Origin of the sequence: Clostridium sp. (genome assembly GCF_040797585.1) — a bacterium.
In the GTDB taxonomy this organism is placed as follows: Bacteria; Bacillota; Clostridia; order Clostridiales; family Clostridiaceae; genus Clostridium_Z.
On record NZ_JBFNEO010000054.1, the window covers coordinates 1 to 15265 of the forward strand.

Genomic DNA, 15265 nt, shown 5'->3' on the forward strand with positions numbered 1-15265 from the left:
CACATGTATTGAACCCTTAAATTTAAATTATAAAAGAAGATTCATACTAATTATATAAACAAAGGAGGATTTATGATGAAACGTAAATATATATTAGCCTCAACACCAATAGCTTTAGGAGTTTTATGTCTAGTTATTTCAAGCTTAATTGGGTCAAGAGTAGAACCAGACGGTACCTTGGTAGAACCGTTTTTTTTAATACCGACAAGTTATATGTTATTTCTTATTGGTATTATTTCATTAGTGTGTGTTTATAGCATTTCAATCTTTAAAAAGAGGCAAGCATAATTGCAAAAATACTCTATAAAGTAGCAAATAAGACTTCTACTTCATAGGGTATTTTTGCGTAATTATAAAACTAATAGAAGGAGTTAAGAAAATGAACTTTTATATGGGAATGCACTTAACCACGTTTATAAAAACTTGACTTTAAAAATGTGTAAAAATTATAGAAAATAATACTATGAAAATTTGAAAATAATATAGTGATATAATAAAATATATTTAGCTGAATATTTAGTTAAGGAGATTAGTATGAGAGATATAAAAAAGAATGAATACTATAAGCATTTTAAAGGAAACTGGTATTATGTTTATGAGAAAGCAACCCATAGTGAGAGTGGAGAGGAATTAGTTATTTATAGACCAATGTATGGAGAAAGTAAACTATTCGGAAGACCTCTAGAAATGTTTTTGGGTCTTGTAGACAAAGAAAAATATCCTAAGTGTGATTATAAGTATAGATTCACTAGTAGAGAGGAACTTGGACTTACAGTAGATCAAGTTAAAAAAGAAATTGATAAAAATATTAAATAATATATGTTGACTTATTAAAAAAAATCACATATAATTTCTATAATGAATTTTTTAAAGGCATTGAAGGGAAGAGTAGTTATAAGGAATTAGTTAAAGCGAGTCCATGGTGGTGAGAGATGGATACAAAGCCTGTAATGAAAAACGTCCTGGAGCTTCTAATCGAAAGGATATATTCTTAGTAGACTTAGACGGAGCCAAACCGTTATTTATTGGACAGTATCGAGAAATCCGTACTGATTAGAGATGAGCTTTAAGCTAACATAGGTGGTACCGCGGAAGAGTAACCTTTCGTCCTATATTTTTATAGGATGAAGGGTTTTTTTATTTTGATTTATCTGATGGCTAGGAACTGTAACACCCCATCCTCTTAAAAGGTGGAGGATAATAGTTACTACGCCCCTAGATTAACTCATCTAACCTTCAGATGGTGGAAAGAATACCAGCTGAAGGAAGATTCGTTCTATAGCTATAAATACAGATATTAATTATTAATTAAAATGGAGGAATATATATGATAAAACAAGAAAAAGTAATATTACCACATGGATATGAGTCTTCTTTAAATCTTAGAGAAACAGAGGTTGCTATTAAAAAGATAAAAGACTATTTTGAAAAGGAACTTGCAAAAAAACTTAATCTAACTAGAGTATCAGCCCCTTTATTTGTGGAGAAGGAAACAGGGCTTAATGATAACTTAAACGGAATAGAGAGACCAGTTCATTTTTCTATAAAAGAAGAGAAGGATGTAGAGATAGAAATAGTTCAATCTTTGGCAAAGTGGAAAAGGTTAGCTCTCTTTAGATATGGATTTGAAAAGAGAGAAGGACTATATACAGATATGAATGCTATAAGACGTGACGAGGATTTAGACAACCTCCATTCAATCTATGTAGACCAATGGGATTGGGAATTAATAATAGATAAAAAAGAAAGAAATGAAGATACATTAAAGAATGTAGTAAAAAATATTTATGATGTTTTTAAAAGAACAGAACTTTATATAAATGAATTATATAGTACATTAGAGTTAAAGCTTCCAGAGGATATATACATAATAACATCTCAAGAGCTTGAAGATTTGTACCCAAGTCTTACTCCTAAGGAAAGAGAGGATAAGATTTGCAAAGAAAAAGGTGCAGTATTTATAATGAAGATAGGTGGAGTTTTAAAATCTGGAGAAAAGCATGATGGAAGATCTCCTGATTATGATGACTGGAACTTAAATGGAGATATATTATTTTATTACCCTCTTCTTCAAAGAGCTGTAGAACTTTCTTCTATGGGAATAAGAGTTGATAAGAAAGCTTTAGAGCATCAATTAGAAAAAAGCGGACATGAAAATAGGAAAAACTTTGAGTTTCATAAGATGCTTTTAGAAGAAAAACTACCATATACTATAGGGGGAGGTATTGGACAGTCAAGGATATGTATGTTCTTTTTAAATAAAGCTCATGTGGGAGAAGTGCAAGCTTCCATATGGGATAAGGAAACTCTTCAGATATGTAGAGAAAATTCTATAAAGTTATTGTAAATTAATAAGTTAGTGGGGCTGTGGCACAAAGAATAAAAACTACAATAGATTGTCTTATATTTTTAAATTCTAAGACAACATATTATGGTTAGATTTCTTAATGGAACAGCCTCATTTTTTATGAATAAAATAAAAAGTATCATAAGAAGAATATAACTTTCATGTATAATTATAAGTAGTTAAGAACTAAAGTTAAAATAAAAAATATATGAATAATTGCTATGAGTATCAATTATTCTTTTTAAGTAATATAGAAATATTAGTTACAGATAATATTATAGTGATACTTATAAATAAATTAGTAGAAGTTTAAATTATGCAGTCTTAATGGAGAGATATTCTTAAAAGTATAGTAGGTTGGAAAATTTACTTCAGATAAGATGTTCATTTAATAAATTATAAATCTTTGATATAATTAGTTTCTATGGAAAAAATTATGAATAATTAGTAAGTATAAAATAGATTATATACTATTATTTATAATGTTAAATAATAGTATAAATTAAAGCGGTTTAAATATAACAAAAGGAGATTTTATGATTAGAATTAAACTACAAGATAATAAAAAGGAAGGTATAGTATTTAAAATAAAGATAAAAGATAAAGATAAGGAGAACCTTATAATAAGAAGAGCACTTTTTGAAGGAAAGGAGGTAAGAGGAATTTACAATTATAGTCTACCAGTAAAGTTTTTCTTACCTATCTTTAATAATTTACCTAAGGATGAAGTTGTCATAGACAAAAAATCTGTAACTGAATACCTAGAGTTTTCTGATGAATATGATGAAAATTACTTTTATTCAAAGGAAGCCAACGCTAAATATATGAGAAAGTGGAGAGAATTTAACTGTCCAAATATATATAAAATAACTATTGATTATGATAAAAATATAATAAATAAACATATTGCATTTCAAAAATTCAATATAAGTGTTGACAACATATGAAAAAGATAATATAATTACTTTTAAATTATAAAATTTATAATTAGGTCTTATCAAGAGCGGTGGAGGGACTGGCCCTAGGAAACCCGGCAACCAAGGCAGAAAGCTTAAGGTGCTAAATCCATCAGGTGTAACCTGAAAGATGAGAAGTTTAAGATGAAATTGAGAACTCTTACCTTATCTTTAGGTGGGAGTTTTTTTATTTGTAAACATAAGGAGGAGAAATTTTGGAGCAGAGTAAAGGTAGTTTTAAGGGGCTACTTCCTTTAATTATTTTCTTAATAATATACATGGGAGGAAGCTTATATTATGGTGATTTCTATGGAATTCCTATACTTATTCCATTTATAATAGCAGCCATTGTATCTTTATTTATAGGTAAAAACCAAAGTATAGATGAAAAGCTCTCAGTGTTTTGCAAGGGAGTAGGAAATGAAAATATTATAATGATGATTCTTATATTCATATTATCAGGTGCTTTTGCAGAACTAGCAAAAGATATGGGAGCCATAGATGCCACAGTAAGTTTAGGAATGAGATTTATACCTAGTAATTTAATTGTAGCAGGAATGTTTATAGTGTCATGCATCATAGCTCTTGCTATAGGTACATCTATGGGAACCATAGTATCTCTTGTTCCTATAGGAGTAGAAATAGCAAGTAAGACTTCTTTATCTTTGCCTTTAATAGTTGGGGCTGTGGTTGGAGGAGCAATGTTCGGAGACAACTTATCTATGATATCAGATACAACTATAGCCGCTACGAAAACTCAAGGATGTAACCTTAAGGATAAATTTAAAATTAATTTTAAGGTTGTAATTTTACCAGCTATTATTACAGCCATAATATTTATTATGATTAGCCCTTCAAATATATCATATACATTAGAAAGTAATGGTGGAGAAATAGTTAAGGTAATGCCATACTTATTAATTTTGATAGGAGCTCTAAGTGGATTAAATGTAATAGTACTTTTAACATTAAGTATATTTGTATGTGGGTTAATTAGTTTAGGTTTTGGATACCTAGATCTATATAATATAATTCAAAGTTTATACAAAGGCATTATGGGTATGGGAGAGATCATAATAATATCTCTTATTATTGGAGGTATTGTTGAAATGGTAAAGTACCATGGAGGAATAGATTTTATATTGAATTTAATAAAATCTAAGGTTAAGACTAAAAGAGGGGCTGAGCTTGGTATTGGAGGACTAGTTTCTTTAGTAGATATATGTACGGCAAACAACACCATAGCTATAATTACAGTAGGACCAATAGCTAAAGATATTTCTAATAAATTCAACTTAGATCCTAAAAGGGTTGCAGGGATACTAGATATGTTCGCATGTGTATTTCAAGGGATAATTCCCTATGGAGCTCAGCTTCTTTCAGCATCGGCTCTTGCTAAAATTTCTTCCTTTGAAATAATGAAGTATCTATATTATCCATATATAATGGGGATATTTGCTATAGCTTATATAGTTATTATACCTAGTTATAAGAGAAAAACAGAATAAGAAGAAAATTTTATTTCTATAAAAAACAATGAAAATAATAAGAGTTATAATACATAAATTTATATTTTATTTATAAGTCTTATAGTAGATGTTTATTATAAGGATTAAAAAAGAGGTTTTATAATATGGAAAAAACACTATGAGTTTAGTTGATACAATAAACTCATAGTGTTTTATTGTAAATTACAATAGTTAATAAAATATAGTTTTAAAAATCTGATAAAGCTTAAAGTTTAAATTTATTAGATGTATCGTCTAAAGTGTTCACTAAGTCTTTTAAATTATTAGAAATGGATACTAAATTATTCATTTCAACAACTTCTCTATCCATGGAAGCAGAAATTTCTTCAGTGGCTGAAGCAAATTCTTGAGAGATAGAAGAGATAGCTTCTAGTTTAGTTATAACATCGTCTTTATAACTATTTACAGAGCTAATTTCCTCTATTAATGTCATAAGCCTAGAGGAGGTGGTCTCTATAGAAGTTTCTATTTTCATCAAGGAATCTCTAAGAGAAGCATTGGATAAATTAAGCTCATTAGATGATTCATTCATACTATCCATTTCCATCTTAGTATTTTCTATATCAGTTTTTATTTCATTTAAAAGCTTTTCTATTTCTCCAGCAGAATCAGAGGTTTTTTCAGAAAGTTTTCTTATTTCCTCAGCTACTACAGAAAATCCTTTTCCATGATCTCCAGCTCTAGCTGCCTCTATGGCTGCATTTAAAGCTAAAAGGTTAGTTTGAGTAGCAATGGTTTGAATAGTAGTTAGTATATTAGATATAAAATGAGATTTCTCATTTAAAGCATCTACCTTGTGTATAATTTCATTAGTTATATTAAGGTTAGAGGTAATTTTGTTACCTAGATTATCTAAAGAAGAAAAACAAATTTTTGTATCATCTATCATATGTTTTGAATTATTATTTACTTCTTGACTTAAATCAGTAATAGAGGAGATCTTCTCTCCAAGAGATATAAGTTTAACTGTAGATTCTTCTGTATCTTTTGAATGATTTTGAATACTGGAAGCTAATTCTTCTACAGTGGCAGATACACATTCTACACTATTTAAAGCTTCACTACTTATATTATTTAGTTTTACTGAGGACTCAAGGGTTTCCTTAGAACTAATATTAAGATTAGAGGCCATACCACGTAGTTCATTTCTAAGATTTACAATAGCCCTTGCCATAGTACCAGTTTCATCTTTTTTAGAAGTAAGATAGTCAACTTCCTTTTTATGAGATAAATCAAAATTTGAGGTATCTTCTATAAGTTTTACTGCACCTTTTATATTTTTAGAAATAGAATTTGAAACAAAATATGCAATTAAACAGGAAATACATATTAATACTAAAGATGATACTAAGAGAAATACACTTATATTACTAACATCCTTAAATATATCCTCATAATTTTCAAAAGCTACTAGGGTCCAACCATTACTTAACTTATGATAAGCAAGTAACTTTTCTCTTTTGTCATATTCTAAGGTTCCTTGAGAGTTAGAATTTATTAAATTTTCCAGGTCCTTTAGGCCTTCTTTGTCTATATCTAAGATATTACCAGATAGATCCTTATGTATTATAAATTTTAAATCCTTATCTAGAAGCCCAAAGCTACCATTAGCTAAAGGGGCAGTATTTAATATACTATCTTTAACCTTATCAGAAAGTATATCTACAACAATTACTCCTAAAGGAACATTATCTTTATAGATAGGCTTATAATAGGTTATAACAGTTTTATTGGTGGTTTCATCAACATAAGGTAAAAGCCAGGCATCTTGTTTATTTTTTACTGAATCGAAATACCATTTTTGTTTTTCATTGTTAGGATCTAGAGTATAACGGAGAGATCCATCTATTTTTGTTAGTGATCTGTCTAAAGTTTTATCACTATACCAAATAGAGTGATGATTAGGGTTTAGACCAGTATCGAAAATAAAAATAAAATTAAATATTTTATCATCGTTTGCAGCTAGTCCTTTTACCACAGGATCTAAGTTATTAACTAGATTACTCATATAGTTATTGTCAGATGTTTTTGAAAGATCTACAGAGTCTTGTACAATTTTTTCTAAAGCGTTTACATTAAAGGTAGCACTAGATATAACTTCACCAAATTTACCACCTTGTTCTCCTATAGAGTCATGAATGATTTTAGAAGATTTCTCCTTAACTATAGTAGTAGTTTTATAAATACTAATAGAGCCTAAGAGAATAGAAGTAATTAATGCACATATAGATATTGAAAGTACTATTTTTTTTGAAATAGACATAAGATAAAAATCCCCCTTACTTTTATGGTTAGAATAATATAATATTACATTAAATACTATTTTAGTTTATATTAAACAGTGGGAAAAATCAAATATTATAGACTAATTTGTACTAAAATAAGCTATGGAGCAAGATATTTATCTTGCTCCATAGCTTATTTCGTGTTTCCAATCCTTTAAGCCTTTAAATATATGATAGATATTAGAAAAGCCATTAGAAGATAGAATATTTACTGCAATAATACTACGGCTGCCAGAAGCACAATGAACAATTATAGGGTTATTCTTGAACTTACTCAGGGAATCTAAGTTTGTCATAAGGGACCTTACTTCAATATTTACTGCATTTGGAATGTGACCATGAATATATTCATCCTTAGTCCTAACATCTAATACAATGGCATCTTTATTAGTTTTTAGTAGATTGAAAGCTTCTTCTCCTGTTATATTTTTTACATCTTTATTTCTAAGATTATTTATTAAGTTATAAGGCATCATCTCAGATAACCCCCTTAAAAGTATAATATATAATATGTGAAATTATAGGTTATGTATACTATATAACTTATAATTTCACATGGAAAAATTTATTTTTAACTTATGTTGAATATTTGTAATATTTAATTAATTTGATATATAATTAAATAAATAGGTAATTATGATAATATTACTAATTAATATTAGTAAAGTGAAAAATTTAAGCTTATATATCCAAGGGTAAAAAGGAGATGATACTTATAAATAAGGAACAACTACAAAGGCTGCTTACTTTAGAGCAGTTTCCGCTGTCTGCTAAATATAATATCCAGTGGTTATAGTTAAATTATTAGAAGCAGATGATGGGAATTTTACCTTTACACGTATTATTGCAAGTAGAAAATAGATTAATATTTTAAATATACCGATAATATATAGTTAGAAAATAATTCTCTTAAAATATGATTTAAGAGCGGGTTATATTATAAACACTATTTAAGCATAGAATAATTTTAAATTAAGAGGTATGATATGGAAATAGTTACTGATAGATTGTGTTTAAGAGAGATTACAGAAAAGGATTATGATTTCTTTTTTGAGTTAGAAACTAATGAATCTTGTCTTAAATATGAATCAGATACCATAAAACTAAAAGAGGCCATAGATAAAAAGTTTAGTGAAGCTATTGATGAGATAAATAAAATACCAAGGGTTGTATATAGATTTATCATATCAGACCTATATTCTAATGAGTCTATAGGAAGAGTTATACTTTGGAAAATAGATGATTCTATTAATGAATGGGAAATTGGATGGGATGTACATCCTAATTATTGGGGCAATGGATATGCTCCTGAAGCAGCAAGGGAATTACTTAAATTTGCATTTAATAATTTAAAGATACATAGAGTTCAAGCCCTTTGCAATGATCAAAACATTAACTCTGAAAAAGTCATGATAAAAATAGGTATGATCAAAGAAGGTACATGTAGAGGGGTTAGGTTTCTAAATAATTGCTGGTATGGAAGCCATATATATTCTTTGCTAGAGGATGAATTTAATAATTAGTTTGCGTAAGTTCAGTTAAAAATTATTTATTATTTATAGAGAGTAGGGTATATCCTAATATGTAAAGAGCCACTATTTATAAGTTTAAAATAAATAGTAGCTCTTTTATTTAATTTATTATTAATGAATTATATTTATTTTTATTTACACTTCATTTTGTAACAGCTACTTTTGGTTCTGTAATTCTACAAAATAAAATAACTTTTATGAACATCCAGTAGTAGAACCACAATCTAGACAAACCATACAAGTACCGTTTCTAACCATTCTTGTAGAAGAACATGTGGAGCATGTGCTACCATAAACTCTTTCACCTTCATGGATTTCTTTTTCTTCTATTTTGTCAGTGGTTACTGCTGTTTGAGCTTTTAATAAATCTGGAGCAGTAGTGATAGCTACTGGAACTTCAGGTTTAACTTGGCATCTTGAAAAGTCTCCAAGCTCTATATCTATTATCTTACTTATTAAATCAGATATAGATGAAACATATTTAATGTAAGGGTGTTTTTGAACAAATCCATAAGGTTCATACTTTTGCCCTCTAAGCATCTTAGATATATCTTCTGATGGTACATGATATTGAAGCATAACAGAGATAGATTTTGATAATGAATTTAAAAGTCCTGTAATTATTGTACCTTCTCTATCTGTTGTAATATATATTTCACATATCTCACCAATCTCATTTCTATTAACAGTAGTGTAGATTTTAACATCTTCTATTTGAGCTGGATGAGTAGTACCATATCTAATTCCTTGAGGTTTTTCACGCTTTGAAGTATTTAATGAAGCCTTCATTTCTTTAGCTTCGTTTAGCAGAGCGTTATAAGTTAAATCTTCAAGAGTTACTCCTTTTGAAGAATCTAGAGTATTATTTAAAGGCTGACTATATTTAGAGCCATCTCTATATAGAGAGATTCCTTTAACTCCTAGCTTCCAAGAATCTAAAACTATATCCTTAAAATCTTCAACTGTTGCAGTTTTTGGAAGATTAACTGTTTTGGATATGGCACCAGATATTAAAGGTGTTATAGCTGCTACCATTTTAACATGACCTAGTGGAGCTATAAATCTCTCCCCACTTCCACAAATATTTGCTGTATCAAATATCTTTACATGTTCAGTTTTTAAATGAGGAGCGCCTTCTATTTTACCATCTAATATTTTTTCATATTCAAATCCATCAGCCTGAACCTTTTCTTTTCTCATTATATAATCAAGAATATCCTTTATTTCATTATCTCTATAGCCAAGGTTTTTTAAGGATAATTCAATAATAGGATTGCTTAAGGTCATGTATCCTCCGCCAGATAACTTTTTATATACTATGTGGCTAAAGAATGGTTCAATAGAAGTTGCAGCACAATCCATGGCAAAGGAAATAGTTCCTGTTGGAGCTATAACAGATACTTGAGCATTTCTAAATCCATGGTTCTCTCCACCTTCAATAGCTAAAGACCATACTTTCTTTAGAGTATCACTTAAGTCACTAGAGTTTAATAGTCTCAGTCTTTCATGGTTAACCTTTACTGGAGTATAATTTAAACCTTCAAAGGATGATTTTATAGCACCAGCAACTCTTCCGTGGTTTCTTATAACTTTTAACATATGTTCTTTATTTATATTAAACTTATCAAAAGCTCCGATTTCCTTAGCCATTAGGGAAGAAATATAATAGGAATAACCAGTAAGAGTACCTATTAATCCGGAGGCAAGAGTTCTTGATTCTTCTGAATCATAAGGAAGTCCCATAGCCATAAATAAAGAAGCTATATTAGCAATTCCAAGACCAGTAGTTCTAAATAGATAAGTTCTTCTTGCTATATCTTCTGTTGGAAATTGACCAAAGGTTATTGAAGCCTCAAGAAGAAGCTGATTTAGAGCAATTATATGAAGATATCCTTCAATATCAAAAGTCTTCTTCTCATCATCATAGAACTTATATATGTTTATTGAGCTTAGGTTACAAGAAGTATTATCAAGGAAAGCATATTCACCACAAGGGTTTGTGGAGTTAAGCTTATTATATGAAGCTCCTACATTACCATCCTCTCCACCAGGGCAAGTATGCCAAGCATTGAAGGTATCAGTAAATTGTGGAGCAGGGTCTGCACATTTCCAAGCCGCTTCATTGAACATATTCCAAAGGTCATTAACCTTAACATTTTTATTAACACTAGAGTCAATTCTTCCTTTTAACTCTAAAGTTTCTTCAGTATTATTAAGGTTATTAACCTTGTTCATAAACTCATCAGAAAGTCTTAAGGAGTTATTGGAGTTTTGTCCTGATACTGTGGAGTAAGCTTCCCCATCTAAATCTGCATCATATCCCATTTTTGCAAGGGCACGAACCTTATCTTCTTCCTTTGCCTTCCAAGTTATAAATTCCTCTACCTCAGGATGATCTATATCAATACATACCATTTTAGCAGCACGTCTAGTAGTACCACCTGATTTTATAGCACCAGCATTTCTATCAAAGCCTTTTAAGAAGCTCATAAGACCTGAAGAAACTCCACCACCAGAAAGTTTTTCTCCATTAGCTCTTAAAGAAGAGAAGTTAGTTCCAGTACCAGATCCCCCTTTAAAAAGCTTAGTTTCAGTTATATATTGATCAGAGATGGAGTGTTTTCCAAGGAGCTTATCTTCAATAGATACTATAAAACAAGCAGAGGCTTGAGTTCTTGTGTAAGCATCCTTAGATTCTACTACTTTCCCTTCCTTTTCATCATAATAAAAACTTCCTTGAGGAGACCCTTTTATACCATAGCTTAAAGCAAGCCCAGTGTTAAACCATTGAGGAGAGTTTGGAGCGTACATCTGATTAAGTAATGCAAAAACAAGCTCATCATAGAAGATATTTCCTTCTTCTTCAGTTTTTATAAGATTCTCTTCTATTAAAGCTTCCTTCCAGAAATTAACCATTCTATGGGCAACCTGTTTCATACTTGTTTCATATCCATTGCTATGTGGAACTCCAGCTTTTCTAAAATATTTAGAAGCTATTATATCACAAGCATTTTGAGAGTAGTGAACAGGAAATTCTAAGTCCTTCATATCTGTAAGTACTTTTCCGCTTTTATGATCCTTAAGGAGTACATCTATCTTTTTCCACTTAAATAAATCATATACTGTTTTCTTTTTATTATTTTCTAATTCCTTTGTGTAATATCTCTTAAATACGTCTTTTATGGACTTCATTATAGTAAAGCACCCCCGATAATTTATAATTAATTTGTGTTTATTTTCCTCATAAGCCATAATATGAAACAATATATAGTGGTTTAATTTAAATGAAACACTATATGTTGTTTAGAACAATGTATATTATACTTTATAGGTGTAGATTAATCAATGAACCTCAACTTCAAAAAATTGATTTATAATACCTTAAAATTAAAAAATCTTTTAATAGCTAATTTTTTCATAGATATGTAAGAGTTGCTTTAATTGGTTCTTTATTATTTTATCCTAAAATTAAAAATTATATTAAAGAAACTATGGTATTATTATGGTACTCTATGTGGTAATATATATAATAGTATTTAAAGTTGTACTAAGGAGTGAGTAGTTTGATATTAAAATTCCAAGGAAAAGAGCCTAATATACATAAAAGTTGTTTTGTAGCACCTAGTGCAGATATAATAGGTGAGGTTACCCTTGATGAAAATGTAAATGTATGGTTTGGAACCGTTATAAGAGCTGATGGAAATGCTATAAGGATTGGAAAGAACACCAATATACAAGATAATTCTGTGATTCACATTGCAGGAGAAAATATAGATACAGAAATAGGAGAGAATGTAACTATAGGACATAGAGCCATAGTTCATGGGTGTACAGTTGGAGATAATTGTCTTATAGGTATGGGGGCTATAGTCTTAAACAGAGCAGAAATAGGAGAAAACACTATAATAGGTGCAGGATCTTTAGTAACAGAAGGAAAGAAAATACCCTCTGGTGTGTTATGCTTAGGATCCCCAGCAAAGGTTGTACGTGAGCTTACAAAAGAAGAAATAGAAAATTTAAAACATCATGCTAATATGTATGTGGAACTTTCAAATAACTATAAATAATACTAGGAGGACAAAATGATTAATATAGGACAGTTTAATAGATTAAAAGTAGTTAGAATGGCTGAGTTTGGATATTATCTTAATGGAGATACAGATAGCACTAGAGATGATATACTTCTTCCAAGTAGAAGTACACTAGGAAGAGAGCTTAATGTGGGAGATGAGGTAGAAGCTTTTATATATAGAGACTCAAAGGATAGATTAATAGCTACATTAAAAACACCTCTTGCTACTGTAGGTGAGCTAGCATATTTAAAGGTTGTATCCACGGGAGATTTTGGTGCCTTTGTAGACTTTGGATTAGAACGTGATATATTAGTTCCCTTTAAAGAGCAAAGATACACCCTTGAGGAAGGATATAAATATCTTTTATATGTATATGTAGACAAGAGTGGAAGACTTGCTGCTACTACAGATATTGAATACCGTCTAGAAGAGAATAATGATTACTCTATAGGGGAAGAGACCTATGGTATAGTATATGAGGTTCAAAAATCTGGGAGCTTATTAGTTGCAGTAGAGGGAAAGTATAAAGGCATAGTTCTAAAAAGTGAATACTACAATTATGTACATATTGGAGAAGAGTTAAAACTTACAGTTAAAAAGTTTTATGAGGATGAGAGAATTGGGCTTACCACAAGGGGAAGAAAATTAGAGGAAAGAGACAAAATACAAGAGAGAATACTAAACTATCTAAAGGAGAATGGGGGACATATGGAGTTTAATGATAAATCCTCCGCAGAGGATATCAGAAGAACTTTTAATACATCTAAGAATTATTTCAAAATAGCCTTAGGTGGACTTATGAAAAAGAAATTAATAACCCAAGATGAAAATGGAACTACTCTTAAAAAAGAGGAAGTCTTAAAATAAAACTCAATTAAATAGTGAGTATTTTACAATTAAAAAAGCGCTAGGAGCATATCATTTTATAATCTCCTAGTGCTTTTAGTATATTTAACATAAAGAATCAATGAGATTTTAATAATACTAAAAATTTTATATTTTAACTTAAGGATAATATATATTTTTTAAAGGATAATAAGAAATGTAAATATTTATATTACAAATAGGGAGGATAGGTATGAAAAAAACTATATTTTTCTTAACTTTTTTAATATGTATTATTATAGGTACACATAATGTTTATGCCTTTGAAAGGGTTCATATCTTAAATACTAAACAAAGTGATTGTATATTAGTAGAAGGAGAAAAGGGAGCTTTTTTAATAGACTGTGGATGGGAAGATTATAAAGGATATATAAGAGATTATTTAGGTAATAAAGGAATAAAGAAACTTGATTTTATAATTCTAACCCATTATCATGACGACCACAGAGGAGGAATAAAGTCTTTATGTAATGAATTTAATGTAGATAAGGTATACATGTCTCCTCATAAGAATTTATATAGGGATGAACTTAAGGAATATTTTAAAAATAATAATGTGGAGGCAGAGTACGTAAAGGTAGGATGGACTCTAAATTATAAGGATATATCTCTAAGGGCTATAGGTCCTATAAAGGCACACAAAGAAATAGAGAATAATAACTCCATATCCCTTGCAGCTAATATAGATGGAATTAAATATTTATTTATGGCAGATGCAGAAAAGGAAGAAGAAAAAGATATGGTTAAAAATAATCTAGTTTTTGATTGTGATGTGTTAAAAGTTGCTCATCATGGATTAAACACAAGTTCAATAGAGGAATTTTTAGAAAAGGCAAAACCTAAAATTTCAGTAATAACTACTGATGGAGAAGAAAGTCCAGAGGAAGAAGTTATTCATAGATTAAATAAAATAAATAGTAATATTTTTATGACTCATAAAAATAAGGATATAATAGTAGAGAGAAACAAGAATAAAGAAGAGTTTGAAATACTGGTAACCCCTGTGGTAGAATAATTTTATCTAAATTATGTATCTTTAGTAATAGTAGTTCTTATTGAAAGAATTTTATAAGTGATTATAAAATTTACCTTGGGAACATATAAGGATAAATTTATATATAGAAGGTTAGGGTGAGAAACATGGTTAATTTACAGGTTATTAAGGATTTTACAGAGGAAGAAAAGCTAAAGTATATGGTTATTCTTGCTGAAGGGCAACTAAGCTCTGAAAAGAATTTTATAGCTAATCTTTCTAATTTATCCGCCATAATAAAGGCGTGTATAGATGGATGTAATTGGGTGGGGTTTTATTTAATGAACAATGGAGAACTTGTTCTTGGACCATTTCAGGGGCTTCCAGCTTGCAATAGAATAGAAATAGGAAAAGGAGTTTGTGGAACTTCTGTACTAGAGGATAAGGTTATGAGGATTGAAGATGTTCATAGTTTTGAAGGTCACATAGCTTGTGATTCAGCATCAAACTCTGAAATAGTTATACCTATTAAAAGTCAAGGAAAGATTATAGGGGTTTTAGATATTGATAGCCCTCATATAGGAAGATTCTCTGAACTTGAGGAAAAGTATCTTTTAAAGGTTGTTGAAAAAATAGAAAAGTATATAAATTAATAGATTTATAAATATCTATTAAAACTTAGAAC

Annotated in this window: 13 protein-coding genes, 1 riboswitch and 1 other annotated feature; of the genes, 10 read left to right on the forward strand and 3 right to left on the reverse strand. The window is 29.5% G+C overall.

The window, feature by feature from the left end; all coding sequences use genetic code 11:
* Positions 1-72 precede the first annotated feature (72 nt).
* The 5 genes from AB2369_RS05405 to AB2369_RS05425 all read left to right on the forward strand — a co-directional run bounded on the left by AB2369_RS05405 (position 73) and on the right by AB2369_RS05425 (position 4811).
* Entirely contained in the window at positions 73-288 is a 216-nt protein-coding gene (locus AB2369_RS05405; RefSeq protein WP_367665463.1) for a DUF3955 domain-containing protein, read from the forward strand.
* Positions 289-534: 246 nt separating this feature from the next.
* A complete protein-coding gene (locus tag AB2369_RS05410; RefSeq protein ID WP_367665464.1) occupies positions 535-816 on the forward strand; it encodes a DUF1653 domain-containing protein in 282 nt (93 codons plus the stop codon).
* A 51-nt stretch (positions 817-867) separates the two neighbouring features.
* Positions 868-1115 (forward strand) — a binding site (T-box leader).
* Between the two features lie 212 nt (positions 1116-1327).
* A complete protein-coding gene (asnA, locus tag AB2369_RS05415) occupies positions 1328-2347 on the forward strand; it encodes an aspartate--ammonia ligase (protein ID WP_367665465.1) in 1020 nt (339 codons plus the stop codon).
* Between the two features lie 536 nt (positions 2348-2883).
* Positions 2884-3294, forward strand: a complete 411-nt coding sequence (locus AB2369_RS05420) for a hypothetical protein (protein WP_367665466.1) — start codon at positions 2884-2886, stop codon at positions 3292-3294.
* Between the two features lie 44 nt (positions 3295-3338).
* A riboswitch (SAM riboswitch) is annotated at positions 3339-3440 on the forward strand.
* Between the two features lie 78 nt (positions 3441-3518).
* Complete coding sequence (locus tag AB2369_RS05425) at positions 3519-4811, forward strand: Na+/H+ antiporter NhaC family protein (protein WP_367665467.1); 1293 nt, start codon at positions 3519-3521, stop codon at positions 4809-4811.
* 226 nt (positions 4812-5037) lie between these two features.
* On the opposite strand, the gene AB2369_RS05430 is transcribed toward AB2369_RS05425, so the two are convergent.
* Both AB2369_RS05430 and AB2369_RS05435 read right to left on the reverse strand, forming a co-directional pair.
* The gene (locus AB2369_RS05430; RefSeq protein ID WP_367665468.1) at positions 5038-7095 is read right to left on the reverse strand and encodes a methyl-accepting chemotaxis protein; all 2058 of its coding nucleotides are present in this window, start codon (positions 7093-7095) and stop codon (positions 5038-5040) included.
* A gap of 138 nt (positions 7096-7233) precedes the next feature.
* On the reverse strand, positions 7234-7593 hold the full coding sequence (locus tag AB2369_RS05435) for a rhodanese-like domain-containing protein (RefSeq protein ID WP_367665469.1): 360 nt from the start codon (positions 7591-7593) through the stop codon (positions 7234-7236).
* A 510-nt stretch (positions 7594-8103) separates the two neighbouring features.
* On the opposite strand from AB2369_RS05435, the gene AB2369_RS05440 reads away from it, so the two are divergent.
* Positions 8104-8640, forward strand: coding sequence for a GNAT family N-acetyltransferase (locus tag AB2369_RS05440; protein ID WP_367665470.1), 537 nt, complete (start codon positions 8104-8106; stop codon positions 8638-8640).
* A 204-nt stretch (positions 8641-8844) separates the two neighbouring features.
* Here AB2369_RS05440 and AB2369_RS05445 read toward each other — a convergent pair whose 3' ends face one another.
* Positions 8845-11841 carry a vitamin B12-dependent ribonucleotide reductase gene (locus tag AB2369_RS05445; RefSeq protein ID WP_367665471.1) on the reverse strand — a complete coding sequence of 999 codons (2997 nt, stop codon included), beginning with the start codon at positions 11839-11841 and terminating at the stop codon, positions 8845-8847.
* 371 nt (positions 11842-12212) lie between these two features.
* Between AB2369_RS05445 and AB2369_RS05450 the strand changes: the two genes are divergently transcribed.
* From AB2369_RS05450 to AB2369_RS05465, 4 genes are all read left to right on the forward strand, one after another.
* Positions 12213-12716, forward strand: coding sequence for a gamma carbonic anhydrase family protein (locus AB2369_RS05450; RefSeq protein WP_367665472.1), 504 nt, complete (start codon positions 12213-12215; stop codon positions 12714-12716).
* A gap of 15 nt (positions 12717-12731) precedes the next feature.
* Positions 12732-13589, forward strand: a complete 858-nt coding sequence (locus AB2369_RS05455) for a S1 RNA-binding domain-containing protein (protein ID WP_367665473.1) — start codon at positions 12732-12734, stop codon at positions 13587-13589.
* A gap of 211 nt (positions 13590-13800) precedes the next feature.
* A complete protein-coding gene (locus AB2369_RS05460; RefSeq protein ID WP_367665474.1) occupies positions 13801-14622 on the forward strand; it encodes a ComEC/Rec2 family competence protein in 822 nt (273 codons plus the stop codon).
* Between the two features lie 125 nt (positions 14623-14747).
* Complete coding sequence (locus AB2369_RS05465) at positions 14748-15233, forward strand: GAF domain-containing protein (protein WP_367665475.1); 486 nt, start codon at positions 14748-14750, stop codon at positions 15231-15233.
* Positions 15234-15265 lie beyond the last annotated feature (32 nt).

Coding starts and splice junctions, on each gene's coding strand:
- AB2369_RS05405 (WP_367665463.1), top strand. CDS start 73: ATGATGAAACGTAAATATATATTAGCCTCAACACCAATAGCTTTAGGA.
- AB2369_RS05410 (WP_367665464.1), top strand. CDS start 535: ATGAGAGATATAAAAAAGAATGAATACTATAAGCATTTTAAAGGAAAC.
- asnA (WP_367665465.1), top strand. CDS start 1,328: ATGATAAAACAAGAAAAAGTAATATTACCACATGGATATGAGTCTTCT.
- AB2369_RS05420 (WP_367665466.1), top strand. CDS start 2,884: ATGATTAGAATTAAACTACAAGATAATAAAAAGGAAGGTATAGTATTT.
- AB2369_RS05430 (WP_367665468.1), bottom strand. CDS start 7,095: ATGTCTATTTCAAAAAAAATAGTACTTTCAATATCTATATGTGCATTA.
- AB2369_RS05435 (WP_367665469.1), bottom strand. CDS start 7,593: ATGATGCCTTATAACTTAATAAATAATCTTAGAAATAAAGATGTAAAA.
- AB2369_RS05440 (WP_367665470.1), top strand. CDS start 8,104: ATGGAAATAGTTACTGATAGATTGTGTTTAAGAGAGATTACAGAAAAG.
- AB2369_RS05445 (WP_367665471.1), bottom strand. CDS start 11,841: ATGAAGTCCATAAAAGACGTATTTAAGAGATATTACACAAAGGAATTA.
- AB2369_RS05455 (WP_367665473.1), top strand. CDS start 12,732: ATGATTAATATAGGACAGTTTAATAGATTAAAAGTAGTTAGAATGGCT.
- AB2369_RS05460 (WP_367665474.1), top strand. CDS start 13,801: ATGAAAAAAACTATATTTTTCTTAACTTTTTTAATATGTATTATTATA.
- AB2369_RS05465 (WP_367665475.1), top strand. CDS start 14,748: ATGGTTAATTTACAGGTTATTAAGGATTTTACAGAGGAAGAAAAGCTA.